This is a genomic window from Georgenia soli, from assembly GCF_002563695.1.
GTDB lineage: Bacteria > Actinomycetota > Actinomycetes > Actinomycetales > Actinomycetaceae > Georgenia > Georgenia soli.
This window is the reverse complement of record NZ_PDJI01000004.1, coordinates 1,909,467-1,934,347: the sequence shown is the minus strand read 5'-3', so window position 1 is coordinate 1,934,347 and position 24,881 is coordinate 1,909,467. Positions and strand designations below refer to the sequence as shown.

Annotated in this window: 26 protein-coding genes; 20 read left to right on the top strand and 6 right to left on the bottom strand. The window is 72.0% G+C overall.

All coding sequences use genetic code 11. From position 1 onward, the window contains the following. The first annotated feature begins 16 nt into the window (after positions 1-16). The gene (locus ATJ97_RS10045; protein WP_098483628.1) at positions 17-3,364 is read left to right on the top strand and encodes a UvrD-helicase domain-containing protein; all 3,348 of its coding nucleotides are present in this window, start codon (positions 17-19) and stop codon (positions 3,362-3,364) included. Continuing rightward, positions 3,361-5,334, top strand: coding sequence for an exodeoxyribonuclease V subunit alpha (gene recD, locus ATJ97_RS10040; RefSeq protein WP_170037360.1), 1,974 nt, complete (start codon positions 3,361-3,363; stop codon positions 5,332-5,334). The genes ATJ97_RS10045 and recD overlap by 4 nt, the downstream gene beginning before the upstream one ends. A gap of 48 nt (positions 5,335-5,382) precedes the next feature. Here the strand turns inward: recD and ATJ97_RS10035 are convergent, their stop codons facing one another. Together ATJ97_RS10035 and ATJ97_RS10030 are read right to left on the bottom strand one after the other, a co-directional pair. Next, positions 5,383-5,907: an MSMEG_6728 family protein gene (locus ATJ97_RS10035; RefSeq protein ID WP_170037357.1), complete on the bottom strand. Its 525-nt coding sequence runs from the start codon at positions 5,905-5,907 to the stop codon at positions 5,383-5,385. After that, on the bottom strand, positions 5,907-6,677 hold the full coding sequence (locus tag ATJ97_RS10030; RefSeq protein ID WP_098483626.1) for an Fpg/Nei family DNA glycosylase: 771 nt from the start codon (positions 6,675-6,677) through the stop codon (positions 5,907-5,909). Before ATJ97_RS10030 ends, ATJ97_RS10035 begins: the two co-directional genes overlap by 1 nt. A gap of 258 nt (positions 6,678-6,935) precedes the next feature. On the opposite strand from ATJ97_RS10030, the gene ATJ97_RS10025 reads away from it, so the two are divergent. The 6 genes from ATJ97_RS10025 to ATJ97_RS10000 all read left to right on the top strand — a co-directional run bounded on the left by ATJ97_RS10025 (position 6,936) and on the right by ATJ97_RS10000 (position 12,001). After that, entirely contained in the window at positions 6,936-8,129 is a 1,194-nt protein-coding gene (locus ATJ97_RS10025; protein WP_098485373.1) for an NAD(P)/FAD-dependent oxidoreductase, read from the top strand. Positions 8,130-8,313: 184 nt separating this feature from the next. Then, positions 8,314-8,835: an SRPBCC domain-containing protein gene (locus tag ATJ97_RS10020; RefSeq protein WP_098483625.1), complete on the top strand. Its 522-nt coding sequence runs from the start codon at positions 8,314-8,316 to the stop codon at positions 8,833-8,835. Then, on the top strand, positions 8,832-9,338 hold the full coding sequence (locus ATJ97_RS10015) for a TetR/AcrR family transcriptional regulator (protein WP_098483624.1): 507 nt from the start codon (positions 8,832-8,834) through the stop codon (positions 9,336-9,338). The genes ATJ97_RS10020 and ATJ97_RS10015 overlap by 4 nt, the downstream gene beginning before the upstream one ends. Before the next feature lie 225 nt (positions 9,339-9,563). Beyond that, positions 9,564-10,406, top strand: a complete 843-nt coding sequence (locus tag ATJ97_RS10010; RefSeq protein WP_098483623.1) for a siderophore-interacting protein — start codon at positions 9,564-9,566, stop codon at positions 10,404-10,406. Between the two features lie 260 nt (positions 10,407-10,666). Then, positions 10,667-11,581, top strand: coding sequence for a sugar phosphate isomerase/epimerase family protein (locus ATJ97_RS10005; RefSeq protein WP_098483622.1), 915 nt, complete (start codon positions 10,667-10,669; stop codon positions 11,579-11,581). 123 nt (positions 11,582-11,704) lie between these two features. Beyond that, on the top strand, positions 11,705-12,001 hold the full coding sequence (locus ATJ97_RS10000) for an antibiotic biosynthesis monooxygenase family protein (protein WP_098485372.1): 297 nt from the start codon (positions 11,705-11,707) through the stop codon (positions 11,999-12,001). Here the strand turns inward: ATJ97_RS10000 and ATJ97_RS09995 are convergent. The 3 genes from ATJ97_RS09995 to ATJ97_RS09985 form a co-directional block, all read right to left on the bottom strand. Next, positions 11,998-12,663, bottom strand: coding sequence for a TetR/AcrR family transcriptional regulator (locus ATJ97_RS09995; protein WP_098483621.1), 666 nt, complete (start codon positions 12,661-12,663; stop codon positions 11,998-12,000). The genes ATJ97_RS10000 and ATJ97_RS09995 overlap by 4 nt on opposite strands. 115 nt (positions 12,664-12,778) lie before the next feature. After that, positions 12,779-13,339 (bottom strand): SRPBCC family protein, encoded by a 561-nt coding sequence (locus ATJ97_RS09990; protein ID WP_098483620.1) that lies wholly within the window; start codon positions 13,337-13,339, stop codon positions 12,779-12,781. 119 nt (positions 13,340-13,458) lie between these two features. Beyond that, a complete protein-coding gene (locus ATJ97_RS09985) occupies positions 13,459-14,052 on the bottom strand; it encodes a thymidine kinase (RefSeq protein ID WP_098483619.1) in 594 nt (197 codons plus the stop codon). A gap of 85 nt (positions 14,053-14,137) precedes the next feature. On the opposite strand from ATJ97_RS09985, the gene ATJ97_RS09980 reads away from it, so the two are divergent. Further along, a complete protein-coding gene (locus ATJ97_RS09980) occupies positions 14,138-14,713 on the top strand; it encodes a GNAT family N-acetyltransferase (protein ID WP_098485371.1) in 576 nt (191 codons plus the stop codon). A 61-nt stretch (positions 14,714-14,774) separates the two neighbouring features. Here ATJ97_RS09980 and ATJ97_RS09975 read toward each other — a convergent pair whose 3' ends face one another. After that, positions 14,775-15,830 (bottom strand): NosD domain-containing protein, encoded by a 1,056-nt coding sequence (locus ATJ97_RS09975; protein ID WP_170037354.1) that lies wholly within the window; start codon positions 15,828-15,830, stop codon positions 14,775-14,777. Positions 15,831-15,976: 146 nt separating this feature from the next. On the opposite strand from ATJ97_RS09975, the gene ATJ97_RS09970 reads away from it, so the two are divergent. The 11 genes from ATJ97_RS09970 (at position 15,977) to ATJ97_RS09920 (ending at position 24,870) form a co-directional block, all read left to right on the top strand. Beyond that, complete coding sequence (locus tag ATJ97_RS09970; protein WP_211287156.1) at positions 15,977-16,753, top strand: ABC transporter ATP-binding protein; 777 nt, start codon at positions 15,977-15,979, stop codon at positions 16,751-16,753. A gap of 148 nt (positions 16,754-16,901) precedes the next feature. After that, positions 16,902-17,642 carry an ABC transporter permease gene (locus ATJ97_RS09965; protein ID WP_211287154.1) on the top strand — a complete coding sequence of 247 codons (741 nt, stop codon included), beginning with the start codon at positions 16,902-16,904 and terminating at the stop codon, positions 17,640-17,642. A 28-nt stretch (positions 17,643-17,670) separates the two neighbouring features. Continuing rightward, positions 17,671-18,759, top strand: a complete 1,089-nt coding sequence (locus tag ATJ97_RS09960) for an ABC transporter substrate-binding protein (RefSeq protein ID WP_143426981.1) — start codon at positions 17,671-17,673, stop codon at positions 18,757-18,759. Positions 18,760-18,787: 28 nt separating this feature from the next. Then, a complete protein-coding gene (locus tag ATJ97_RS09955) occupies positions 18,788-19,948 on the top strand; it encodes an FAD-dependent oxidoreductase (protein ID WP_211287152.1) in 1,161 nt (386 codons plus the stop codon). After that, on the top strand, positions 19,945-20,538 hold the full coding sequence (locus ATJ97_RS09950) for an amino acid synthesis family protein (RefSeq protein WP_098483617.1): 594 nt from the start codon (positions 19,945-19,947) through the stop codon (positions 20,536-20,538). The genes ATJ97_RS09955 and ATJ97_RS09950 overlap by 4 nt, the downstream gene beginning before the upstream one ends. A 34-nt stretch (positions 20,539-20,572) precedes the next feature. After that, positions 20,573-21,313 carry a class II aldolase/adducin family protein gene (locus tag ATJ97_RS09945; RefSeq protein ID WP_098483616.1) on the top strand — a complete coding sequence of 247 codons (741 nt, stop codon included), beginning with the start codon at positions 20,573-20,575 and terminating at the stop codon, positions 21,311-21,313. Positions 21,314-21,377: 64 nt separating this feature from the next. Beyond that, positions 21,378-22,310 carry a 3-hydroxyacyl-CoA dehydrogenase NAD-binding domain-containing protein gene (locus tag ATJ97_RS09940; RefSeq protein ID WP_098483615.1) on the top strand — a complete coding sequence of 311 codons (933 nt, stop codon included), beginning with the start codon at positions 21,378-21,380 and terminating at the stop codon, positions 22,308-22,310. A 6-nt stretch (positions 22,311-22,316) separates the two neighbouring features. Further along, positions 22,317-23,177 (top strand): alpha/beta fold hydrolase, encoded by an 861-nt coding sequence (locus ATJ97_RS09935; protein ID WP_098483614.1) that lies wholly within the window; start codon positions 22,317-22,319, stop codon positions 23,175-23,177. Between the two features lie 12 nt (positions 23,178-23,189). After that, entirely contained in the window at positions 23,190-23,633 is a 444-nt protein-coding gene (locus tag ATJ97_RS09930) for a YbhB/YbcL family Raf kinase inhibitor-like protein (protein ID WP_098483613.1), read from the top strand. Between the two features lie 35 nt (positions 23,634-23,668). Beyond that, positions 23,669-24,457, top strand: coding sequence for an IclR family transcriptional regulator (locus ATJ97_RS09925; RefSeq protein WP_211287150.1), 789 nt, complete (start codon positions 23,669-23,671; stop codon positions 24,455-24,457). Positions 24,458-24,486: 29 nt separating this feature from the next. Next, the gene (locus ATJ97_RS09920; protein ID WP_098485366.1) at positions 24,487-24,870 is read left to right on the top strand and encodes a carboxymuconolactone decarboxylase family protein; all 384 of its coding nucleotides are present in this window, start codon (positions 24,487-24,489) and stop codon (positions 24,868-24,870) included. The last annotated feature ends 11 nt before the right edge of the window (positions 24,871-24,881 follow it).

The window sequence follows — 24,881 nt, the reverse complement described above, 5'->3', positions numbered from 1 at the left end:
AGAACAGCGAGATGTCATGAGGTCACCCTCCGTCTTCGACGTCTGCGGCCCGCTGCCCACCGGCACGACCGTCCTCGAGGCCAGCGCCGGCACGGGCAAGACGTTCACCATCGCGGCGCTCGCCACCCGGTACGTCGGCGAGGGGGTCGCCGAGCTGTCCGAGCTCATGCTCGTCACCTTCGGCCGCGCCGCGACCTCCGAGCTGCGCGACCGCGTGCGCGAGCGCCTCGTCTCCGCCGAGCGCGCCCTGCGCAGCCCGGACGCGCGCACGAGCGACGACGCCGTCGTCGCCCACCTGGCCGCCGTCGACGCCGCCGAGCTCGAGGTCCGTCGTCGGCGCCTGACCCGGGCCCTGTCCCAGTTCGACGCCGCCACCATCACCACCACGCACGGTTTCTGCCAGCAGATGCTCAGGACCCTGGGCGTGGCCGGGGACGTGGACGCCGACGCGACCTTCGTCCCCGACATCGCCGACCTCGTGGAGGAGGTCGTCGACGACCTCTACCTCCAGCGCTACGCCGACAGCCAGCAGCCGATGCTGACCCCGGCCGACGCCCGCGGCGTCGCCAAGGCCGCCGTCAGCGACTACCAGGCGAAGCTCGAACCGGCCGGCGCCGACCCCGACACCCTCGCCGGGCACCGCTACGCCTTCGCCCGCGACGCCCTCGCCGAGGTGCTGCGCCGGAAGCGCGAGCGCCACCTCATGGACTACGACGACCTGCTCGTCCTCCTGCGCGATGCCCTCACCCATCCCGAGCACGGCCCTGCCGCGGCCGAGCGGGTGCGTTCGCGCTACGCCGTCGTCCTGGTCGACGAGTTCCAGGACACGGACCCCGTGCAGTGGGAGATCCTGCGGACCGCCTTCCACGGCCGGCGCACCCTCGTCCTCATCGGCGACCCCAAGCAGGCGATCTACGCCTTCCGCGGCGGCGACGTCGTCACCTACCTCACCGCCCGACGGGACGCGACCACCACCGCCACCCTCGGTCGCAACTGGCGCAGCGACGAACCCCTCCTGCGCGGCCTCGAGCAGGTCCTCGGCGGCGCGGCGCTGGGCGATGAGGCGATCGTCGTGCGGCCCGTCGACGCCCAGCACACCGGCCGCCGGCTCGACGGCGGCGCGCCGCTGCGGCTGAGGCAGGTCACCCGCGAGCCGTTCCGCGTCAAGGGCACCAAGACCCCCACGGTCGGGAAGGTCCGTGAGCTCGTCGCGGCCGACGTCGCCGCGGACGTGGTGCGCCAGCTCGGCCGCACCAGGCTTCTCGACGGCGGAGCCTGGCGTCCCCTCGAGCCCGGCGACGTCGCGGTGCTCACGCGCCGCAACGCCGACGCGGCCGCCGTCCGGGACGCGCTCGCGGCCGCGGGCGTGCCCGCCGTCGTCTCGGCGCTGGTCAGCGTGTTCGCCCAGCCCGCCGCCAAGCAGTGGCTCACCCTCCTCAGCGCCCTGGAGCAGCCCGGTCACGCCGGACGCACCGCGGCCCTCGCGCTGACGCCGTTCGTCGGGTGGGACGCCGCCCGGCTCGCCGGCGCGGGTGACGCCGAGCTCGACGAGCTCTCCGACCAGGTCCGCACATGGGCGCGGCTGCTCTCCGAGCGTGGCGTCGCGGCCCTGCTCGAGGCGGTCAGCGTCGGCGGCGTCGCCGAGCGCCTGATGAGCACCGACAGCGGCGAGCGGGTGCTCACCGACCTCCGCCACATCGGCCAGTCGCTGCACCTGGCCGCCACGGCCGACCGTCTCGGGGTGGCCGCCCTCACGGACTGGCTGCGCCGCCGCATCACCGAGGCCGAGCAGGACTACGCCGAGGAGCGCAGCCGCCGCCTCGAGACCGACGCCGCCGCGGTCCAGGTGGTCACCACCCACGCCAGCAAGGGCCTGGAGTTCCCGGTGGTCTACGTGCCCTTCGGCTGGGACCGCTACGAGTCGCGCACCCCGCCGATCCTGCGCTTCCACGACGACGCCGGCACCCGCCTGCTCCACGTGGGCGGCAAGGAGGACGACGGCTACGACGCCGCGCGCGAGCGCCACCTCGCGGAGGAGCGGGGGGAGGACCTGCGCCTGCTCTACGTGGCGCTGACCCGGGCCGCCACCCAGGTGGTGGTGCACTGGGCGCCGTCGTCCAACTCCGCCGGCGGGCCGCTCTCACGCCTGCTCCTGGGTGCCTTCGCGCCCGGCGAGCTGCCGCCCGACCGGGTCTCGGTGGCTGCCGACGACGTCGTCGCCACCGCCCTTGCCGACCTCGCCCGGCGCTCCGGCGGGGCCATCGCCGTCGAGCAGGTCACCGAGCACCCGGTGCCCGCGCACTGGTCGCCGCCCGACCGCGGCCGCCCCGGCCTCGCCGTCGCGCGGTTCGGCCGGACCCTCGACCACTCCTGGCGGCGCACCTCCTACACCGGGCTCACCGCCGCCGCGCACGCCGAGGGCGTCGCGAGCGAGCCGGAGACCACCGGCGTCCAGGACGAGGCCGAGGTCACCGTCGCCGGCAGGCTCGCCGACGACGGAGCCGACCTCGCCCGTCGCCTGCCGTCCCCGATGGCGGACCTGCCCGCCGGAGCCGCCTTCGGCACGCTCGTGCACGAGATCCTCGAGCGGGTCGACACCAGCGCCGCCGACCTCGGCGCCGAGCTGCTCGCCCGCACCCACGAGGCCGGGACCGCCCGCGTGCCCGGCGTCGCCCCTGAGCTCCTCGCGGCGGCGCTCGGGCAGGTGATGGCGACACCGCTCGGCCCGCTCGCCGCCGGTGCCACGCTCGCCGACCTCGCCCCCGGTGACCGGCTGCCCGAGCTCGAGTTCGAGCTCCCGCTCGCCGGCGGGGACGACCCGAACGGGCCCGCGTCGACCCTCGCCGATCTGGCCGACCTGCTGCGCCGCCACCTGCCGGCCGACGACGTCTTCGCCCACTACGCTGACCACCTCGCCGCCCTCGGCGAGGCGCAGCTGCTCGGCTACCTCACCGGAAGCATCGACGCCGTGCTGCGGCTGCGGGCCGCGCCCGATGCCGCCGGGAGCGACGCGGGTCCGCGCTACCTGGTCGTGGACTACAAGACCAACCGGCTCGGCAGCTTCGACGAGCCGCTCACCGTCTGGGACTACCGCCCCGCCGCCCTGGCGGAGGCGATGATGCAGGCCCACTACCCGCTGCAGCTGCTCCTCTACCTCGCGGCCCTGCACCGCTACCTGCGCTGGCGCCAGCGCAGGTACGACCCCGAGCGCCACCTCGGCGGCGGGCTGTACCTCTTCGTCCGCGGCATGTGCGGGGCGGAGACCCCCGTGGCCGACGGCGTCCCGTACGGCGTGATGTCGTGGCGCCCGCCCGCCGCGCTCGTCGTCGAGCTGTCCGCACTGCTCGAGGGGAGGTCCCGGTGACCGGCCTGACGCTTTCGCTCGACACTCCCGACCGTTCCGCCGACGCCCGCCTCGCCCTGCACGCCGGCCCGCTGCTCGCGGAGTTCAACGCCGCGGGCGTCCTCGCCGCGGCAGACGTCCACGTGGCCGAGCGTCTCGGCCGGCTCACGGGCGAGGGCGACGAGCGGGTGCTGCTCGCCGTCGCCCTAGCCGTCCGTGCGGTGCGCTCGGGCTCGGTGTGCGTGCGGCTCGACGACCTCGACGCCCTCGCCGTCCCGGAGGGCGAGGACACCGTGCCCGTCGGTCCGCTGCCGTGGCCAGAGGCGGACGCCTGGGCAGCGGCGGTGCAGGCGAGCCCGGTCGTCGCCGTCGGCGTGGACGGACCCGCCGACCGGCCCGCCCGGTGGGTCGACGGACGCCTGTACCTCGACCGCTACTGGCGCGACGAGCTGCTCGTGCGCCGCGAGGTGGACGCCCGGCTCCGCACGCCCGTCGCCGGCGTGGACGACCAGCGCCTCGCCGGGGCCGTCCGACGGCTCTTCCCCGACGCCGGTGACGACCGCCAGCGACTCGCCGCGGCCACGGCGGTGCTCAGCCGGCTCACGGTCCTCACCGGTGGCCCGGGCACCGGCAAGACGACGACCGTCGCGCGCGTCCTCGCGGTCCTCCAGGACGTCGCGGGCCCCGACCTGCGGATCGCGCTCGCCGCCCCGACCGGCAAGGCCGCCGCACGCCTGCAGGAGGCGGTGCGCGAGGTGGTGGCCCAGTTCGCCGACGAGCCCGACCGGGTGCGGGTGGGTGCGCCCGAGGCGACCACCGTGCACCGGCTGCTCGGCTGGAAGGCCGGCAGCTCGACCCGGTTCCGGCACGACGCCGAGCACCACCTCCCGCACGACGTGGTCGTCGTCGACGAGACGTCGATGGTCTCCCTGCCGCTCATGGCCCGGCTGCTCGAGGCCCTGCGCCCGGAGGCCCGGCTCGTGCTCGTCGGCGACCCCGACCAGCTCGCCTCCGTCGAGGCCGGCGCCGTGCTCGGCGACCTCGTCGCCCGCCCGCCCGTGGCCGAGGTCGTCGAGCGGGCCGTCGCGCCCTACGAGCCCGCCGGTCTCACGGAGCCGGAGCGGAGGCAGCTGCGGGGCAGCGTCGTCCGGCTCACCACCGTGCACCGCCAGGAACGGGACAGCCAGATCCTGCCGCTGGCGGCCGCCATCCGCGACGGCGACGCGGACGCGGCGCTCGCGGTGCTGCGGACCGGCGGACCGTCGGTGCAGTTCGTCGAGGTCGCCGGCGACCGCCTCACCGAGGACGAGATGCGGTCGGTCCGCGAGGACGCAGAGGAGGCCGGCGCCGATCTCGTCATGGCCGCCCGCGCGGGCGACGCGGCACGCGCCCTCCGGGCGCTCGAGGCGCACCGTCTCATGCTCGCCCACCGGCGCGGACCGTTCGGCGTCGCGCACTGGGCCGGGCTCGTCGAGCAGTGGGTGACCGAGGCCGCCGGGCCCGACCGCGGCACCGGCACCGGCACCGGCACCGGCACGGACGGTCGCACCCCGGGCCGGGGCGCGACGGCGCACCCGCGCGGACCTGCCACGTCGCCCTGGTACCCCGGCCGGCCGCTGCTGGTCACCGCCAACGACCGCGAGACCGGGCTGTACAACGGCGACACTGGCGTGGTCGTCGCGGACGGCGACGGTGGCGTCGTCACCGTCTTCGGCGACCCCCGCGAGCCGATGCGCGTGCGCCCGCACCGCCTGCCGCCCGTGGAGACCGTCCACGCGATGACCGTCCACCGCGGGCAGGGCAGCCAGTTCGGCAGGGTCTCGCTGATCCTGCCGGCGGCGACGTCGCCGCTGCTCACCCGTGAGCTGCTCTACACCGCCGTCACCCGTGCGCGGAATTTCGTTCGCGTGGTCGGCACGGAGGAGTCGGTTCGCAAGGCCGTCAGGACGCCGGTGCGCCGGGCGAGCGGGCTGCGCGAGCCGCTGTCGTAGCCACCGCCTCCGGGTACGAACCGTCGGGGCCGGTCCTGGTCGAGGAGGTCAGGTCTCGGAAGGCCGACGTCGGCGCTCGGCGTTCTCCAGCTTCCGACGCTCCCGCTCGAGCACGGCCGGCGAGCGCACCGGCCAGACGTAGGGCAGGTCGTCGGGGATGTCGGGGAAGAGCGGTCGGTAGTGCTCCGGGTCCTTGCGGAGCAGGTTGGACCGGTGACTGCGGAGCAGGGCGGCGTCGAAGAGCCAGCCCGGCAGCGCGCCGTCGTCGAGCAGCACCTGATAGCCCCGGATGGTCGGCACGCCGGCGGTGGCGAGGTCGGTGGCGATCGTCTCCGCGCAGGTGTCACCGTAGCCCCGCGCCGTCCAGGTCTCGCACATCGTCAGCCCGTAGCGCCCCAGCGCCTCCTCGTACCCCTTCCACATGAGCACGGCCGGGTGGGACTTCCAGGCGTAGTCCGGCCACGTCAGGGCGCGGACGATCTGGAAGACCTCCACCCGCTGCTTGCCCAGCCGCTTGTCGTCGAGCACCTGCGCGGTGGCCGCGAAGTCGCTGTACGGCACGAAGGTCTGCATCAGCGCGCCTGGCAGCGGGGGCAGGAGTACGAGGTGCGGCCGCCGATCTCGGTCACCTCGATGGGGGTGCCGCAGTCGTAGCAGGCCTCCTGCTTGTACACGCGGCGGGCGCGGTCCTCCGGCACGGCCAGGTGGTCCTCGGCGTCCACGGTGACGATCCGGCCGTCCTCCACGGCGGTCGCCATCATCCGGGTCAGGGTCGACCACAGACCGTCGAGCTCGTCGCCGGTCAGGTCGCCGGCACGACGGTCCGGCGCGATGCGGCAGGCGTGCAGCGCCTCGGCGCGAAAGACGTTCCCGACCCCTGCGATCACGCCCTGGTCTAGCAGCGCCGCACCGATCGGACCTCGGAAGGCCGCGATGCGCCGTCGCGCCTCCGCGGGGTCGGCGTCCGGGCGCAACGGGTCAGGGCCGAGCCGGCCCACCAGGTTGTCCCGCCCGGCGGGGTCGAGGACCTCGCAGACGCTGGGGGCGATGAGGTCCCAGGCGACGCCGTCCGTCGCCAGCCGCAGCCGGACCTGCCGCATCGGCTCCCCGGTGACCGGGGAGAACCGCAGCCACTTGCCGCGCATCCCGAGATGGACGTGGACGGTGCGGTCGCTCGAGGTGTCGATGAGGAGATGCTTGCCGGCGGCATCGACGTCCACGACCGTGTCCTGGTCCACCGCCTCCGCGGAGAAGCGGCGCTGCGGCGACGTCGCGGTCACCCGCCTGCCGGCGAGCTCGGCCATGTCCCGGGCGAGCCGGTGGATGGTGTGTCCCTCGGGCATGGGCACTCCTTACCGCGGCTGCGCCTGCACCGCTCGCATCGCCTCGCCCGACCGCGCCGGCTCGGCAGAGTTCGACGCCTCACGGAGGACTTGACGTCTCATGGAGGACTTGACCTCTCGACGGTAAGCGGGGCGGGGTCATCCGGCACGCGCTGGCGCGGCCCGACGCCGGCACCTCACCGTCACCGCGCGCGACGGCGCCACGGCCCCTAGCGTGGGCGGCCAACCGTTCCCCACCGCCCGGAGCGTGATGTGGTCATGAACGCCCCTCGTCACCACGACGTCGTCATCGTCGGCGGCGGCAACGCCGGCATCTCGCTGGCCGCGAAGCTGCAGCGGATGGGCTGCCGCGACGTCGCCGTCGTCGAGCCCAAGAAGACCCACCACTACCGGCCCCTGCTGAGCTTCGTCGGCGGCGGGATGGCCACGCTCGACGACCTCACCCGCCCCCAGGAGAGGTGCATCCCCGACGGCGCCCACTGGTACGCCGAGGAGGCGACGGCGATCGACCCCGGCCGGTCCGTGGTGACGCTCGCGGGCGGCCGGGAGCTGCACTACAACGACGTCGCCGTGTGCCCCGGCTCCCGCATCGACTGGGACGCCGTGACCGGCGCCGAGGAGGCCGTCAACACGCCCACGGCGGCCACCAACTACCTGCCGGACATGGCCGAGAAGACCTGGGCCATGCTGTCGTCCCTGACGTCGGGCCGCGCCGTCTTCGTCATCTCCGACCGGCACGTGCCCTGTGCCCCGGTCGGCCTCAAGCCCCTCTTCATGGCGGCGGACCACTGGCGCCGCACGGGCGTGCTCGGCGACGTCGACATCGAGCTCCTCGTCGAGGCGGACAGGCTCGTCAACCACGACGAGGCCGACCGTGAGCTCCGTGCGGCCGCCGACCGGTACGGCGTCCGCGTCCGGACCCGCGCCACCGTGGAGGCCATCTTCGCCGTCTCCCGGACGATGCGCGTGCGCACCCCCGAGGGGACCGACGACCTGACCTACGACGCGCTGTACCTCGCGCCCCCGCACCGGGCCCCGGACTGGATCGCCGACAGCGACCTCAGCACCGAGGACAGTGGCGCGTTCGTCGCGGTCGACCCGCGCACCCTGCGGCACGAACGGTTCCCGCGGGTGTGGAGCCTCGGCGACGTCGCCACCGTCGACACGCTCCCGTCCGGCGGGGCGCTGCGCAAGCAGGTCCCCGTGGTCGCGCACAACATCGCCGCCCAGCGCGCGGGACGGAACCTGCGCCACTACGACGGCTACTCGGTCGCCCCGGTCACCACCAGCCGCCGCGAGCTGCTGCTCGCCGAGTTCGACCGCGACGGGCGGCCGGAGCCGTCCGTCAGCACCCCGGATCTGGCGAGGCCGCGGCGCAGCACCTTCCTCTTCGACCGCTATCTCGAGCCGCAGATCTACTGGCACCGCCTGCTCAAGGGCAACGTGAGCTGACCGGGCGGACGGCTGAACTCCGCGCCCGAGAGCCGACCGCGCCGCGCGACGCGGCGGCGGTTCGGCAGCGCGGATTGCGCGGCTCAGCGGCAGGTCGCGGTTCGGTGCAGCCAATCTCTTGACGGCGGCTAATGACGTTAGCCATACTGGCTAACACCATTAGCCGACCGTCCTGGAGCCCGCCATGAGAACGCTCAGCGTCATCACCGAGATCGGCGCCCCGCCGCACGTCGTGTGGGCCGCGCTCACCGACCTCGCCGCCTTTTCCGAGTGGAACCCGTTCATCACCAGCGCCGACGGCGAGCTCAAGCTCGGCTCACGCCTGGCGATCCGCATCCAGCCCCCCGGCGGGCGCCCCATGACCTTCCGCCCCTCCGTCCGCGTGCTGGAGGACGGGCGCCGGCTGGAGTGGCTGGGTCGCCTCGGCGTCCCCGGCATCTTCGACGGCCGGCACTCCTTCGAGCTGACCGCGCTTCCCGACGGCGGTACCCGCCTCGTCCAGGCCGAGACCTTCTCCGGGGTGCTCGTGCCCCTCCTGGGCCGGACGCTCGAACGCACCCGGGAGGGGTTTGCGCTGATGAACGAGGCCCTGCGCGAGCGGGCGGAAGCTGCCGCGGCCGACGTCGGGACGGCGCCGACCGAGCCCGCGGGCATGGCCGGCACGGGTGGCGTCACCGCGACGGCACCGGAGCGCCTCGGGGCATGAGCCGTCGGGACGAGATCGTCGAGGCCGCGGTAGCCGTCCTCGAGGCGGAGGGCCTGGACGCGGTCAGCATGCGCCGCATCGCCACCGAGCTCGGCATCCAGGCACCCTCCCTGTACAAGCACGTCGGCGGCAAGGAGGACATCGAGGCCGCGCTCCAGGAGCGGGCGCTGGAGGGCATGACCACCGCGCTCGTCGCCGCCGGTGACGACCTGGAGCGGCTCGGCCTCGCCTACCGGCGCTGGGCGCTGGACAATCCCGGCCTCTACGAGGTCGCGACCCGACGCCCGCTGCTCCGCGACCGGATCCGGCCGGGGGTCGAGGAGGCCGCGGCCGCTCCGATCGTCCGCGTGGCCGGCGGGGACGAGCACCTGGCCCGCGCGCTGTGGGCGCTGGCCCACGGCCTCGTCGACCTCGAGCTGCGGCACCGGTTCCCACCGGGGGCGGACCTGGACGCCACGTGGCGCACCGCGCTCGGGCAGCTGGGCGGGCCCGCGGTCAGGTGAGCCGTGTGATCTCCACGCAGCGTGGCCCGCAGGTGGTCCTGGATGATGGAACGGCGGCCCAGAGGTGCGGCGAGATGGACGTTCTGGTTCGCCCGAGCCGAATCTCGAACCAGAACGACGACCTCGATCGACGGCGACTTCGCTGAGACAATTGTGGGCAGACGCCCACCCCGATCGAAAGGAGAACGGGGACAGCCGACCACGGCGACGCACCCCTGACTTCCGATGAACCTCACCTCACCCACGCTCACCCGCGAGCGGGTCCGTCACGAGTTCGCCGTCCGCCCGATGACGGTCACCGGCTGGCGCGACATCACCCCGCGCATGCGCCGCGTGACGCTCGCCGGCCCCATGGAAGGCTTCGTCAGCACCGGCCCCGGCGACCACGTCAAGGTCTTCTTCCCCCACCCCGTCACGGGCGAGCTCCACGCGCCGCGGGTGGCGCCCGACGGCGGCATCGAGCGCCCCCAGGGCGTCGAGCTGATCAGCCGCGACTACACGCCGCTCGTCAACGACCGTGGCGAGCTCGAGCTGGACTTCTTCCTGCACGGCGACGGCGGACCCGCCGGCGACTGGGCCGCTCGCGTGAGCGAGGGCGACCAGATCGACGTCGCAGGCCCGCGCGGTTCCAAGCTCGCCCCGACCGGTGCCGACTGGTTCGTGCTCGGTGGTGACGAGTCCGCCCTGCCTGCTCTCTCCCGCTGGCTGCGAATCCTGCCCGAGACGGCCGACGTCACCGTGCTCGCCGAGGTCCATGACGCCGACGACGAGGCCTACCTCGCCCACCTCGCCGGTCAGAACAGGCGGATCACCTGGCTCCACCGGGGCGACGCCCTGCCCGGCACGACGGCGCTCCTCGAGGACGCCGCGCGCGCCGTCGCGCGCCCCGGAGGGGTCGGGTTCTTCTGGTTCGGTGGCGAGGCCGGCACGCTGAAGCCGGTGCGGCGCTACCTGCGCCGCGAGCTGGAGCTGGACGCCTCGACCGTCGAGTGCAGCGGCTACTGGAAGCGCGGCGAGGCGAACCACGACCACCACGCCCCCGTCGACCCCGAGGACCCCGAGGCCTGAGTCGGTCGGCGGCCGGGCATCGGCGGCCAAGGTCCGCCGGGGCTCTGCGCGGCTGCCGACGGGTCTCTGCCTGACCGCCGACGGGGCTCCGCCCAGTCACCCGGCCCCACGAAAGTCGGCACCGGCCCACCCGAATGTCGGCCCCCGACCCCGGGAAATCGGTGCAGATCGGGCAACAGGTGGCAACCATTGGGCAGGACGTGTCGTATGGCACAGGCTGAGCGGAGACACTGACCCGACGCGCCCGCAGAGGCTTCACGATGACGACCCGAACCACCCGGCCACGCCTGGCCGTCAGCACCCTGGGCTACCTGTGGGGCACGGTCGACGCCACGCCCCTGGAGCAGATGGCCCAGGCCTACGCCGACCTCCACGACATCGGCTACACCGCCGTGCGGGTGGACGTGCCGGACGACCTGCCGCTCGACGACTACGCGCACTGGCTCGGCGTGTACCAGCTGACGCCCGCCACCGGCATCTTCGCCGCGACGTTCGACGGCGAGGAGTCGCTGGCCTGCATCCTCGAGCGGGCCCGCCGCACCGCCGCGCAGCACACTGCCCTCGGTCTCGACCGGGTCATGCTCATCCCGGACCCCGTCCCGGCGCGCGTGGCCCGCCCGGCCGTCGGCGCCGGGCACGACCGCGGCACGCTCGACCGCGCCGTCGACGAGATCGGCGAGGCGGCCCGCGTCCTCGGGGCGGAGGGGCTGCGCCCGCTGCTGCACCCGAGGGTCGGCGGGCTCGTCGAGACCGAGGCCGAGATCGTCGCCGCGCTGGACACCCTGGGCCCCGACGTCGTCGGCTTCGGCCCGGACACCGGGCACCTGCGCTGGGCCGGCACGGACCCGGCCGACATCATCGCCCGCTACGCCGACCGCGTGGGGGCCGTCCACCTCTCCGACGTCTTCGAGGACTACGCCCAGCCCACCCGCCGCGGCCGCGGCCAGGACTACCACACGCTCGTCGCCACCCAGCGGGTCTGGGCCGAGCCGGGCCTCGGCGTCGTCCCGTTCGACCGCGTCCTCGCCGCGCTGCCCGAGTGCTTCGACGGCGACCTCATCGTGGAGATCGAGCGGCCCAGCATCCTCTCGGTCTACCAGTCGTACCTGGAGGCGTACGAGTGGGCCGGGCACGTGCTCGAGCCCTTCCTCACCGAGCCGCAGCCCCTGCGGTAAGCCGCTGCGTCGGCGCACCAGGCGGTGGGGTGGCGCACCGCCCGGCCGGCGCCGCCGCCGGTTCCCCTGCTCCTCACGACGGCGCACAATGGCCGCGCGACGTCGTCGTCGGAGGTGGTCGGCATGGCCGTATACACGCTCGGCATCTGGACCGTGAGGCCAGGGCACGAGGAGGAGTTCGTCGAGGCGTGGCGGTCGTTCGCCGCCGCCACGGCGGTGGACCATCCCGGCGCGTCGGCCACGCTCCTGCGTGACCGGGACGCGCCCAACCGCTTCATCAGCTCCGGGCCGTGGGAGTCCCTCGAGCAGATCGCCGCCTGGCGCGCGTCGGCGACGTTCGCGGACGGGCTGGCCCGCATCCGCGGCACGCTCGAGGGCTTCGAGGCCCACACGCTCGACGAGGCGGCGTCCGTAGGCTAGGAGCTCCGCGCGCCGGCGGCCTGCAGGGCGTTGTCGACGAGCGACGCGGCGTAGCGTGCGAGGTCGGCGCCGAGCTCCTCGCGGCTCGCGCCGCGCGGCGAGATCAGCAGGTGGAAGACCAGGGCGCCCTCGATCATGTCGAGCAGCTGGCCGCCGTCGACGTCCTCCGGCAGCTCGCCCTCGGCGACCGCCCGCTCGATCCGCCCCACCACGGGCAGGATGCCCTGGCTGATGCTCTCCTCGCGGATCTCCTGGAAGTCGTCGGGGTTGGCCATGGCGGCGGAGACGATGTTGAGCATCGTCGGGCCGTGCACGCCGAGCAGCAGGCGGCCGCGGGCGACGGCGTACTCGACGAGGTACTCGCGCAGCGGCTGGCCCTCGTCGGCGGGGCTGACGTGCCGGTTCTCGAAGTCGCGGACCGCGTCGAGCAGCAGCTCGCGCTTGGTCTTCCAGCGCAGGTAGATCGAGGACTTCCCGATGCCGGCGTGCGTGGCGACGGCGTCGAGGGTGAGACCGGACCAACCGTGCTGCCCGAACAGCTCGAGGACCGCCTCGTAGCTGCGGGGCTCGACGTCGGTGTGCCGCGGCCTGCCCGGGCCGCGCCGGGCCGGCTGCTCGGGGGTGGTGTGCTCGGCGGCGGTCTCCGTCAGCTGCTGTGTCATGTCGGGCCCCTCGTTCAGGGATGAAGTGGCTGTGCGCCGGGCTGAACATTACGGTCGATCGGGGCGGATCGCGCTGCAAATGCGTCGGCCTGTGGACCGCGCGTCCCAGACGCCGCTACCGCCGGGCGGGGTGGAAGTCGGGGCTGAAGCGCGCGTCCGGCCGACCGTCAGGAGCAGCCGGGTAGGGCGTCCAGGAACTCTCCGCCACCTGCCTGACCCGCTGGACCAGCACGTCGATGAGCTCCTGGTGGTGCCGTTCGAGCGCAGCGCGGGCCACGCCCGGCGGGACGGTGAACCGCTCGCGCTGCTCGAACCGGCAGCCGCCGGGGATGTCGCTGAGCGCGTACGTCGAGCGAGAGGCGTCGTCGAGGGAGCCGAGCACGCGCGTCACCGCCAGCTGCCCCGGGACCTCGGCCACCAGCTCGATGCCCACGAGGTGCTCGCGGCCGTCGTGCACGGTGATGAACCCCTGAATCTCGCCGACGCCGTCGGGGGTTCCGGGCACGTGGAAGCCGCGCACGATGTGGGGACTGAGCAGCGGCCCGTTCTCCGCCGGCTTGATGAGCGACCAGACGTCTTTCCGGCTCGCGCGGATCTCGACCGACGCCGACACCTCGACGATCTCGGGCCCACCGTCCAGCAGCGGGTGGTAGTCGCGCTGGAACCATTTCCTCATGCGGGCAAGTATTTGGGACGGCCGCTCCCGGCGGGGTGGTTTTGGCGTCGGTTGTTGACGAGCGACGTCGGGCGCGAACCTCGGAGCGGTACGGGAAGGGCCGCCGCCGGTCCGGCGGTTCAGGCGCGGATCTCGAGGTGGCGCCGGCACCGGGCCTGGTACGTCTCGATGCCGCCGACGTGCTCGGCGGTCGCCGCGCGGGCGTCCGCGACGCCGTCGTCCGGAAGTTCGCCCTCCCGGACCCGCTGGTGGAATGCGGCGTCCTCGCCGCAGACCGTGCACACCGCCGTCAGCTTCGTGACGTCCTCGGCGATCGCCATGAGGGAGGGGAGCGGCTCGAAGGGCCGGCCGTCGAACGTCACGCACAGCCCCGCGACCACCACGGTCACCCCGCGGAGCACCAGGTCCTCGACGACGGCGACGAGGTCGTTGCCGAAGAACTGGGCCTCGTCGATGGCGAGCAGGTCGAGCCGCTGTTCGGCCACGAGCTGCACCAGCCCGGCCACGTCGGGCACCGCGTGGGAGGGGACGCTGAGCCCGGAGTGCGAGGCCACGTGGCCGACGCCGTGGCGCTCGTCGAGCGCGTGGTTGACGATCTCGACGGCCAGCCCGGCGAGCTGGGCCCGGCGCACCCGCCGCAGCAGCTCCTCCGACTTCCCGGCGAACATCGGCCCGCAGACCACCTGCAGCCGCCCCAGCCCGTCCTTGCGCATGGCCGCAGCGTAGTGGGAGCGCCTGTCCCGCTTGCCGACGGCGGCACGCCATCATGGACCGGTGACCGAAGCCGAGAAGTCGACGATGACCTTTGAGACTCACCCCGTGACACCGGACCGCTTCGACGACTTCGCCGACGTCATCAACCCCAAGCGCCGAGAGACACACTGCTGGTGCCTCTCGCACCGGCTGCGGGCCAAGGACATCGAGGAGCTCGGCGGGGGAGACCGCGAGCAGGCCATGCGCGCGCTGTGCGAGCGGGAGAACCCGCCGGGCGTGGTGACCTACCTCGACGGCGTCCCGGTCGGCTGGTGCAACGTCGGACCGCGGGCGGAGATCCCGCGGCTCGCGGGTTCCAAGCTCATCCGCCCGATCGACGACGTGCCGGTGTGGAGCATCATCTGCGTCGTCGTCCGCAGCGGGCACCGGAAGAAGGGCGTCACCCGGCCGCTCATCGAGGGCGCCGTGGAGTACGCCGCCTCGCGGGGTGCGCCTGCCGTCGAGGCCTACCCTGTTGACCCACCCGGTCGCATGGACCTGACGATGGCGTTCGTCGGCACGCGCCCGATGTTCGAGAAGGTGGGCTTCCGGGTCGTCGGCACCACCGACGCTGTCGCGAGCAAGATGCCGCGCATCATCATGCGGCGCGACCTCTCGTAAGCCGGTCGTCAGTCCGGGGGACGTCGTCACAGTGACGACGTCCCGCAGGGGAGTCTCCAAGTCAGGCGAGCCCCGCCAGGAGATCCCTGACGTTGCCGACGAGACGAGGCAGGTTCGCCGCGCCGTTGGCCTGGGTGCCCACGAGGTGGATCCCCGGACCGCCGGTGCTGCTGACCGTCAGGTTCGACAGGGTGCAGCCGGAGAGAAGCCACGGTGTCCCGACGAGGTCCTTGGCGCCGATGTCGGTGTACCAGAGGGTGTTGCCGGTGAAGGTCGGCGGCAGCAGTCCTTGGACCACCACCCCGGGGCCCGGGTCATGGACCGACCCGCCGACGGGGAACTCGAGATGGGTCGTCCAGCGCTCGGCGGTGCCGCCGTTGGAGTGGTTGAACGTGTTGCCGACGACCGTGCCATGACCCCAGTTGTCGGAGGTGAGCTGCCCGTACGGGCTGCTGGCCGCGATCGAGTAGTAGGCGCCGTGGCACCCGACGACGTCGTTGCCGGTGAGGTTCCAGTTGCCCGACGAGTTCCAGATCGCCAACCGGCAGTAGGCGAAGCTGTTGTCGTGGGCGATGGAGTACTCGCTCCTGTCGGCCAGTGACACTCCGAGGTAGCAGCGGACGAACGCGTTGCCGAGCAGCTTGACCCGGTAGCCGAAGTAGTCATCGGTCCGCGAACCTGTCACCGCAACGCCCGCCCCGCGCCAGCCGCTGAAGTCGCAGTCGAGGATCCGTACGTTGGTGCTGCGGTCGAGGCGGACACCCACATGGGCGAAGACGGGCGCCAGGTCGACCGCGCCCCCGGGGCGCCCGACGAAGCGCACGTCGCGGATCGTCACGTCCTGTCGTGCCGTGACCGCGAGGGCGCCGTACGAGTCCTCCGCCACGGTAACGGTCGCGCCGTTGCCGAGGATGACGCACCCGTCCGGGAGCTCGACCGTCCCCGGGAGCACGTAGGTCCCGCCGGGCACGAGCTGGACCTGGGGAGTGCGCGTGAGAGTGGCAGCCCAGTCCTCACCGGGCTTCTGCCGGCCCGCGGCGGCCCTCCATCGGCAGGGGACGGTGCGGGGCGCGATGGCTGCGCCCCGTGAGACGGGTCTGCGCGCATACGGCGCCAAGCGCTCCGATAGTGCTTGACCCCGTGCTCCGCCTGGGCCTAAGGTCCTGTCCTTAATAGCGCGTTATCAGATGGTGAGAACACTTGCCGAGGCGGAATGGGCCGCCAGACACGCGCCGGACTGGTCGGTCTCAGCGAGGAGGCTTCATGCGAACGGGCGGAATCAGCGCACGTGGCGTCGAGATGCGCTACGGCTACGACGACGGGCCTGCGGTGCTCGAGGACCTCGACATCGACATCCCGTCCGGCAGCTTCACCACGCTGCTCGGTCCCTCCGGCTGCGGAAAGAGCACGCTGCTGAAGATCCTCGGCGGGATCCTCGAACCCACCGCGGGAGACATCGTCATCGACGGAGCACCGGCAGCGGCCGCTGTGAAGAACCGGCAGATCGGGCTGTGCCCGCAGCGACCGGCGCTGCTGCCCTGGAAGTCCGCGCTCGAGAACGCCCGGATGCTGCGGGAGATCGCCACCGGCAGTCGCAACTCCGAGAGCCGTGAGGCCGCCGAGCACGCCCTGGAGCTGGTCGGGCTCGGGGCGGCCCGGCACAAGCTGCCGCACGAGCTGTCGGGCGGAATGGCGCAGCGGGTCTCCATCGCCCGGGCGCTCGCCATGGACCCCGCGATCCTGCTGATGGACGAGCCCTTCGGGGCGCTGGACGCGATCACCCGAGACGAGATGAACGAGAAGCTCGCCGAGATCTGGGCGGCCACCGGAAAGACGATCGTCTTCGTCACCCACTCGATCTCCGAGGCGGTCTTCCTCTCCGACGTCGTGCACATGATGGGCACCAGTCCCGGCCGGATCGTCGAGACCGTCGAGATCGACCTCGACCGCCCTCGGACGTCAGAAGTCTTCGAGAACCCGCACTTCGGCGAGTACGTCGCGCACCTGCGAGACCAGCTCGAGCCGACGGCGGTGGCCTGACATGTCGATCAAGACGGAGGCAAACATGCCCGCACCCGAAACTGTTCGGAGCCGTCCAGCCGCTCGGAGGCCACGGCAGGCGCCGGCGAGGCCAGCCAGGAAGCCGAACGGTCTGTCGAGATCCTTCCGGCGCACGTGGCCCAGTGTCGTGCTCTTCCTCGGGCTGTTCCTGCTCTGGGAGGTTGCCGTCGAGCTCCTCGAGGTCTCGAGCTTCGTCATCGCCAAGCCCAGTGAGTTCATGGCGGAGATGTGGACCTCGCGAGAGCTCCTGCTGAGCGGGACGTGGGTGACGTTGCAGGAAGTGATCTACGGCTTCCTCATCAGCATCGTCGTCGGCGTCCTCCTCGCGGTCTTCATCGTCCGGTTCCACTGGGTGGACCGCGCGGTCTACCCCCTGGTGGTGCTCTTCCAGGTCGTGCCGAAGGTCGCCCTCGCGCCGATCTTCATCCTCTGGTTCGGCTACGGCATGGCACCCAAGCTCGTGCTCATCGTGGTCATCGCGTTCTTCCCCATCACGCTGAACATGATCGTCGGGCTCAAGAGCGTGGACAGCGACCTGCTGCTCCTCATGCGGTCCGTGGGCTCGAGCCGCAACCAGATCCTCACCCGGATCCAGATGCCCACGTCGTTGCCGTACCTCTTCGCCGGCCTCCGCATCGCGATCACCTTCGCCGTCATCGGCGCCGTCGTGGCCGAGTTCGCCGGCGCCTCCGCAGGGCTCGGCTACCTCATCCAGTTCGCCTCCACGCAGCTGGACACGCCCCTGATGTTCGCCGCCCTGACCCTCATCTCCGTCCTGGGACTCGCCCTCTACTACGGCATGTCCCTCGTCGAGTACCTCCTTCGAGGCAAGTTCCCGCACATCCACTCCGAGACCGCCAAAGCCTGACCCCCCGAACGAACGACAGGAGACAAAGATGTCGACATCGCGCAGTTCCGTCCTCGCGGCCACGTCCGCCGCAGCTCTTCTCACCCTCGCCGCCTGCAGCTCCGGCGCCACGGCCGGCGCCGGCGGCGCCACCGCCGACGGCGCCGCGAACGGCAGCGGCCAGTCCGGCGAGCTCGACACCGTGACCGTCCAGCTCGACTACCAGGTCCGTGGCAACCACGGCATGTTCTACGTCGCCCAGGAGAAGGGCTTCTTCGAGGACGAGGGCATCGAGGTCGACGCGATCAACACCGGCAGCGGCTCGCCCGACACGCTGCGCCTCGTCGGGTCCGGCGGCGCGGAGTTCGGCTTCGCCGACCTTCCCTCGCTGGTCACGGCGCGCTCGCAGAACGTGCCGGTCAAGGCGCTCGCCGCCGTGAACCAGGTGACCCCGCTCGGCCTGTGCACGCTGCGTGACAACGTCGAGCTCGCCGACGTCAAGGAGCTCGAGGGCCTGACGATGGGCGTCCACCCCGCCGGGTCGACCTTCATCTTCTACGAGGCGCTGCTCGCCGCCAACGACGTCGACCGCAGCGCCATCAAAGAGGTGACGGTGACGCCGCCGTACGAGAACTACCTCATCCAGAAGCAGGTCGACGCCGTCGTCTGCTACATCGACGCGGAGGTCCCGCTGCTCGAGGACGCCGCGGGTGGCGAGGGGTCGCTGAGTATCCTCCTCGGCTCCGAGTACGGCTACGACGCCTACGGCTCGGGTCTGTTCACCACCGACGAGATGATCGAGCGGAACCCCGACCTCGTGCAGCGGTTCACCAACGCCTACCTCCGGGCCTTCGAGTTCGTCCAGGAGAACCCCGAGGAGACCGCGAAGATCCTCACCGAGGCCTCGGCGGAGCTCGCCGGCAAGGAGCAGCTGTTCACGCGTCAGCTCCAGGCGGACATCGACCACACCTTCACCAGCCCCGCGACCGAGGCCGGCGGCCTGGGAGCCATGGAGGAGGAGATGTGGCAATCGACCATCGACATCCTCGCCGAGCAGGGCGTGCTCGAGGGCGAGCCGCCCGCCGCCAGCCACGTCTTCGACAGCACCTTCGTCGACACCTTCAACTCCGGCAGCTGACCGGACCAGCTCGGGGAAAGGAAAGCAGTTGAGAAGCATCGTCGAGCCGAACGGCCGTCATGCAGAGGTCTCCGGCGCGGGGTTCGCCGGCCTGACCGCCGCGACAGCGCTCGCGCAGCGCGGCTGGAGCGTCACGGTCCACGAGAAGGGGCGGGAGCTCCGCGAGCAGGGCGCCGGGATCGTGCTCTGGCACAACGGCCTGCGGGTCCTGGACGCGCTGGGCGCCACCGAGGCGATCATGGCGAACTCGATGACGCCGCCCTACTACGAGACGCGGAAGCAGGGGCAGAGCGTCTCCCGGGAGGACTTCGGCGGGCTGCCCTGGCGGACCCTGACACGCCCCTACCTGCACAAGGTGCTGCTCGACGCCGCGCTCGCCGCCGGTGTGGAGATCAGGACCGGGTCCGAGGTCGTGGCCGCGGACCCGTCCGGGGCCATCACCCTGGCATCCGGCGAGGTCCGGCGCGCCGACCTCGTCGTAGGTGCCGACGGCGTGAAGTCGCAGGTGCGGGACTCGATCGGCTTCGAGCAGGAACGCCTGAAGTCTCGCGACGGCATCACCCGGTTCCTCGTGCCCCGGCACAAGGCTGAGCTCGGGCCCGGCGAGTGGGACAACGTCATCGACTTCTGGAACCTCGAGCCGCGGTACCTCCGGGTGCTCTACGTGCCGTGCAACGACGACGAGCTGTACATCGCCCTCGGCGCGCCCCGGGCCGACGAGGAGGGGAGCCGGACCCCCATCAACCTCGAGCTGTGGACCTCGGCCTACCCGGAGCTGGCGCCAGTGCTGCGCTCGGCGGCCGTGGCCGAGGACCCGAAGTACTACGGCTACGAGACGACGATGCTGGAGAGCTGGACGGCCGGCCGGGTCGCCCTCGTCGGGGACGCGGCGCACGCCATGTGCCCTGCGCTCGCGCAGGGGGCAGGGTGCGCGATGGCGAACGCCTACACGCTGGCCGCCGCGGCCACCGAGGCGGACGCCGGCGGCATGGAGGACTCGCTCCTGGAGTGGGAGCGCCTCGAGCGCCCCTACACCGACCGGTGCCAGCGTCGCTCCGCCGACTACGCCGCCAACCGCCAGATGTCCGAGGGCAACCAGTTCACCGACGTCCCGGAGAACCTCGAGACGGCGAAGTACGACCCCACCGACCCCCACCGTCACGCACGAACGCAGGAGCTTGTCCCATGAGCCTTTCCGACTTCCAGGTACGCCGCTTCGTCGGGGTGGTGGAGGAGACGCTGCACGACGGCGGCACGCCGCTGGACGAGCCGCTGCTCAAGGCGGCCGCCGGCGTCGTCATCAAGAACCCGTTCAGCGGCACCTACAGCGAGGACCTCTCCTCCCTCACGGTGAGCAGCCCGGCCCTCGGCACGGAGCTCGGCCGACGCGCGATCCGGCTCCTCGGCGGGCGCCAGGTGCAGAGCTACGGCAAGGGCGGGATCGCCGGCCTCGCCGGCGAGCAGGAGCACGTCGTCGCCTGCGTCACCACGGTCTTCGGGGACGCGTTCCGCGAGGCCGTGGGCGGTGGGAGGGCGTGGATCTCCTCGGTGACGAAGACGGCCGCCGCCGGCACGCCGCTCGACATCCCCCTCGCCTTCAAGGACGAGGTGTACGTGCGGTCGCACTACGACGCGATCACCCTGCGGCTCGAGGACGCCCCCCGCGCCGACGAGCTGCTCATCTGCGTCGCCGTGGCGACCGGGCCCCGCGTTCACCACCGGGTCGGCGGGATGACCGCCGCCGAGGCGAGCAGAGAGCTCGCCGGGAGCAAGAACTAGGACTTGGCAGAGCGCCAGAGATGAAAGGAGCGTCGTGACTCACAGCGACGTCATGTACAACCAGGACGACTCGATCGAGAACGTGCTCGAGAACGTCGCCCGGGCCCACCGGATCCTGGAGATGGAAGGCCACGGCGACATGTCCATGGGCCACCTGTCGTTCCGCGACCCCTTCGGGCGGGGCCTGTGGCTCAAGCGCGGGAACCTCGGGATGGAGGAGGTCCAGGGCAAGGACTTCATCCTCATCGACTTCGACGGCAACGTGCTGGAGGGGCAGGGCCTGCGTCACCTCGAGTGGCCGCTGCACACCGAGATCATGCGGGCCCGTCCGGACGTCAACTTCGTCGGGCACTCCCACCCGTTCTACGCGACCGTCTTCGCCTCCACCGAGGCCGAGCTCGGCGCCTACAGCAACGAGGGGGTCTGGTTCGCCGAGCACGGCGTCCCGCGCTTCACGCTGACGAGCAACATCATCACGACGCCGGAGCTCGGCCGGGAGCACGCCGACGCTCTCGGCCAGGCCGAGGCTCTACTCCTGCGCAACCACGGCGCCTCGTACGTCGGGAAGACGGTCAAGGACGTGACGCTGGCCGGGATCTTCCTCGAGAAGGCCGCGAAGTTCCAGCTCACCCTCGCCACGTCGGGGCTGCCGTACCAGCTGCCGCCGGACGAGGAGACCCAGGAGAAGATCGAGACCATCTACCCGGAGCGAGCCCGGAACAACTTCTGGATGTACTTCAACCGGAAGCTCGACCGGCTCGAGGCCACCTCCTGAGCGCGGCGCTCGCCGCCCCCACTCCGCACCGAAGCAACGAAGCAACGAAAGCGAGTTCCTTTCCATGAGCATGCCCAAGATCTCCGCAGTGATCGGTTCCGGAAGCATGGGGCCGGGCATCGCGGCCCTCCTCGCCCGGTACGGGTCCCAGGTCCGCCTCAACGACATCAGCGAGGAGGCTCTCGCCCGCGCCGAGCAGGTCTGCGCCGGCGCCACGAAGGCCCTGGACCAGCTCGACGTCCCGGTCACCCCCGGCGGGTCCGTCACCTTCGAGCTCGACCAGACCAAGGCCCTCGAGGGCGCCACCCTGATCATCGAGGCGATCCCCGAGCGGATCGACCTCAAGAAGCAGGTCCTGAAGCAGATCGAGGCGGTCGTGGCACCCGACGCCATCATCGCCACGAACACCTCCGGCATCCCGATCTCCGACATGGCGGTCGAGATGGAGCACCCCGAGCGGTTCATCGGCATGCACTGGTCGAACCCGCCGCACCTCATCCCGATGATCGAGCTCATCAAGGGCGAGAAGACCAGCGACGCCGTCCAGGACGACCTCATCGAGATCGTCAGGGCCTTCGGGTACGAGGCGGTCGTCGAGAAGGAGATCGCCGGCTTCGTGGAGAACCGCGTACTCTACGCGGTGCTGCGCGAGTGCATGGCGATGCTGGAGGAGGGCATTGCCACCCAGCAGGATCTCGACACCTGCGTGAAGTGGGGCGTCGGGTACAAGCTGGCGGTCATCGGCCCCATGCGACTGGTCGACATGGCCGGTCTCGACATCTACGAGGCCGTCGGCAGCTACCTCAACGCCCAGCTGTCGAACGACGCCGAGGTGTCGCCGCTGGTCACTCGCCTGACCCAGGCCAACAAGCTCGGGATGAAGACCGGCGACGGCCTGTACTCCTACGACAACGGCGAGGTGGCCGAGAAGCGGGCCGACATCATCCAGGGTCTCATCGAGGTGCGGAAGACCCTCTCCTCGATCAAGCCCATCTGATCAGGCATGACGGACGGACTCGAGCTGCAGCAATGCGGAGACCTCCGCCTCTGCATCCGTGACCGCGGCGCGGGGAACGCCGTGGTGCTGCTGCACGGCACCACGGCGAACCTGGGGGTGTGGGACGACGTCGTCGAGCTGCTCGGCGACGGCGTCCGCACCGTCGCCGTCGACCAGCGCGGCCACGGCCGCAGCGGCAAGCCGCTCACCGGGTACGGGGCCGGCGAGTACAGCGACGACGTCGCGGCCCTCATTCGCACGCTCGGACTTGCCCCGGCTGTCGTCGTCGGGCACTCGCTCGGCGCGCGGAACGCCGTCGTCCTCGCGGCCCGTCACCCGGAGCTCGTCGCCGGGGTGGTCGCCGTCGACTACACGCCGTTCGTCGAGGGGGAGGTGCTCGACGACCTCAAGGCCCGGGTGGCGGCGGGAGACCGAATCTTTGAGACCCGCGCCGAGGTGGAGCGGTACCTGCGCAAGCGGTACCCGCTCATCACCGAGCAGGCCGTCGCCCGCCGGGCCGCTTACGGGTACACCGCGACGGCGGCCGGCTACCGGCCGCTCGCCGACCCGGCCGCCATGGCGCAGACGGTCGACGGACTGCGGACCGACTTCGTCGACGAGGCGTCGTCGGTAGAGGCGCCCGTGACCCTCGTCCGCGGTCGTCTCAGCCGCATCGTCTCCGACGACGCCTTCCGACGGACTCGCGAGCTCAGGCCGGACTTCCGGGCCGTCGAGCTGCCGGAGGTCGACCACTACGTCCCTGAGGAACGGCCCGACATCGTCGCCGACGAGATCCGACACCTGCTTGCCCGCACCCTCGGCAGAGACCTCGCAGCAAGCACCACAGAAGAACCAGCCACCACCTGAAGGAGCAGACCCTTGGGCCTGAACATCCGTGACCTGTCCATCCACTCGCCCGACATCGGGGCCGGGGAGCGCATCCCCGACGTCCACGCCGCCGACCACGGCAACGAGCCTCCCCGGCTCGCCGTCGCCGGCGTCCCGGACGGCACCGAAGAGCTCGCCGTGATCGTCCACGACCCCGATGCCCCGCTGCCGCACGGCTTCACGCACTGGGTCCGCTACGGTCTGTCCCCGGAGGACGGCGAGCTGGACGGCGGACGGGTGGGGCCGCACACCATGGGCGAGCACGCCTACACCGGTCCGCAGCCGCCGCCCGGCCACGGGGTGCACCACTACTACTTCTGGGTGTACGCACTGAACAGGGCTGTCGACGGTGAGCCGTCCCGCGAGGAGTTCCTCGCGACGTACGCCGACAGCATCATCGAGCAGAACCGCTTCGTCGCCACCTACTCCGCCTGACGGAGCAGCGACGTAAACGGCAGGGGGAGGAACTGGTGGCCAAGGAAAAGGGACGGACGCCCGGCGTCGACAGCGCCCGACGCGTACTTAACGTCCTCATGCTCTTCGGCGGCGAGAAGCCGTCGCTGAGCGTCGAGGAGATCGCGGAGCAGGTCGACGTGTCCGTGCCGTCCGCCTACCGGTTCCTCTCCCTGCTGCGGGAGCTGGAGCTCGTGGAGGAGAACGGGAACGGGACGTACTCGCTGACACCGCGGGTGTTCGCGCTCGCCAGCAGCGCGGAGCGGGCGTTCGAGATCGGGGCGGCGCTGCGGCCCGTGCTGCACGACCTCTCGCGGAGGACGGGGGAGGCGGCGCTGGTCATGCGGAGGGTCGGGGACCATGCGACCTGCGCGGAGATGGTGGAGACCGAGCACGCCGTCCGGCTCTCCTTCGCCCCGGGGTTGATCATGAGCCTCCATCGGGGAGCCGGCCCCAAGACGTTGCTCGCGAGCATGAGCGACGTCTGGGCCGACCGGTACCTGCAGCGCTCCGGCGTGGACGACGCCGAGCGTGCCCGCCTTCTCACCGAGCTCGGGAAGATCAAGGAGCAGGGCTGGGCCGTCAGCTCCGCGGAGGTCGACGAGGGGGTCTGGGCGGCGTCCGCACCGATCGTCGTCGGCGGCCGGACGGTTGCGGCGCTGTCCGTGGCCGGGCCGAGATACCGGATCGGCCCGGACCGCGAGGCGGAGATCCTGGAGCACGTGGTCGCCAGTGCGCGGGGTGTCTCAGAGAGCCTCACCCGGTCCGGCCTCGTCACCGTGGGAAGCGAAGGAGGGGCATCGTGAACGACGACGCTCAGGAGTACGTGGACAACATGGCGCGGGAGCGCGGGTACGTCCTCGACTATCACAAGGTGATGGCGAAGCAGGATTTCCCCGTGCTGCAGGCGGCCAACAACCTCGTCTCGGCCGCCTACCTCGAGCAGCGGACGCTGGACCGGCGGACGAAGGAGCTCATCTTCATCGTAAGCCTCACCGTGATGCGAGCGTCGAAGGGCCACATCCAGAGCCACATCCGCGTGGCGCTGGACCTCGGCGTCACCCCGCGGGAGATTCTCGAGGCCATCGAGATCGCCCTGCCCGAGGCGGGGGTGGTGGCGTTCCAGGTCGGGTTCGAGGCCTGGCGCGAGGTCGTGGGCGCCGACGGGCTGGAGCCGCGGGTCGCGGTCCACGACGGCGGCTCGGGAGCCGGCGACTAACTGACTGTCGC

Coding starts and splice junctions, on each gene's coding strand:
- ATJ97_RS10045 (WP_098483628.1), top strand. CDS start 17: ATGAGGTCACCCTCCGTCTTCGACGTCTGCGGCCCGCTGCCCACCGGC.
- ATJ97_RS10035 (WP_170037357.1), bottom strand. CDS start 5,907: ATGCAGACCTTCGTGCCGTACAGCGACTTCGCGGCCACCGCGCAGGTG.
- ATJ97_RS10030 (WP_098483626.1), bottom strand. CDS start 6,677: ATGCCCGAGGGACACACCATCCACCGGCTCGCCCGGGACATGGCCGAG.
- ATJ97_RS10025 (WP_098485373.1), top strand. CDS start 6,936: ATGAACGCCCCTCGTCACCACGACGTCGTCATCGTCGGCGGCGGCAAC.
- ATJ97_RS10020 (WP_098483625.1), top strand. CDS start 8,314: ATGAGAACGCTCAGCGTCATCACCGAGATCGGCGCCCCGCCGCACGTC.
- ATJ97_RS10015 (WP_098483624.1), top strand. CDS start 8,832: ATGAGCCGTCGGGACGAGATCGTCGAGGCCGCGGTAGCCGTCCTCGAG.
- ATJ97_RS10010 (WP_098483623.1), top strand. CDS start 9,564: ATGAACCTCACCTCACCCACGCTCACCCGCGAGCGGGTCCGTCACGAG.
- ATJ97_RS10005 (WP_098483622.1), top strand. CDS start 10,667: ATGACGACCCGAACCACCCGGCCACGCCTGGCCGTCAGCACCCTGGGC.
- ATJ97_RS10000 (WP_098485372.1), top strand. CDS start 11,705: ATGGCCGTATACACGCTCGGCATCTGGACCGTGAGGCCAGGGCACGAG.
- ATJ97_RS09995 (WP_098483621.1), bottom strand. CDS start 12,663: ATGACACAGCAGCTGACGGAGACCGCCGCCGAGCACACCACCCCCGAG.
- ATJ97_RS09990 (WP_098483620.1), bottom strand. CDS start 13,339: ATGAGGAAATGGTTCCAGCGCGACTACCACCCGCTGCTGGACGGTGGG.
- ATJ97_RS09985 (WP_098483619.1), bottom strand. CDS start 14,052: ATGCGCAAGGACGGGCTGGGGCGGCTGCAGGTGGTCTGCGGGCCGATG.
- ATJ97_RS09980 (WP_098485371.1), top strand. CDS start 14,138: ATGACCTTTGAGACTCACCCCGTGACACCGGACCGCTTCGACGACTTC.
- ATJ97_RS09970 (WP_211287156.1), top strand. CDS start 15,977: ATGCGAACGGGCGGAATCAGCGCACGTGGCGTCGAGATGCGCTACGGC.
- ATJ97_RS09960 (WP_143426981.1), top strand. CDS start 17,671: ATGTCGACATCGCGCAGTTCCGTCCTCGCGGCCACGTCCGCCGCAGCT.
- ATJ97_RS09950 (WP_098483617.1), top strand. CDS start 19,945: ATGAGCCTTTCCGACTTCCAGGTACGCCGCTTCGTCGGGGTGGTGGAG.
- ATJ97_RS09940 (WP_098483615.1), top strand. CDS start 21,378: ATGAGCATGCCCAAGATCTCCGCAGTGATCGGTTCCGGAAGCATGGGG.
- ATJ97_RS09935 (WP_098483614.1), top strand. CDS start 22,317: ATGACGGACGGACTCGAGCTGCAGCAATGCGGAGACCTCCGCCTCTGC.
- ATJ97_RS09920 (WP_098485366.1), top strand. CDS start 24,487: ATGGCGCGGGAGCGCGGGTACGTCCTCGACTATCACAAGGTGATGGCG.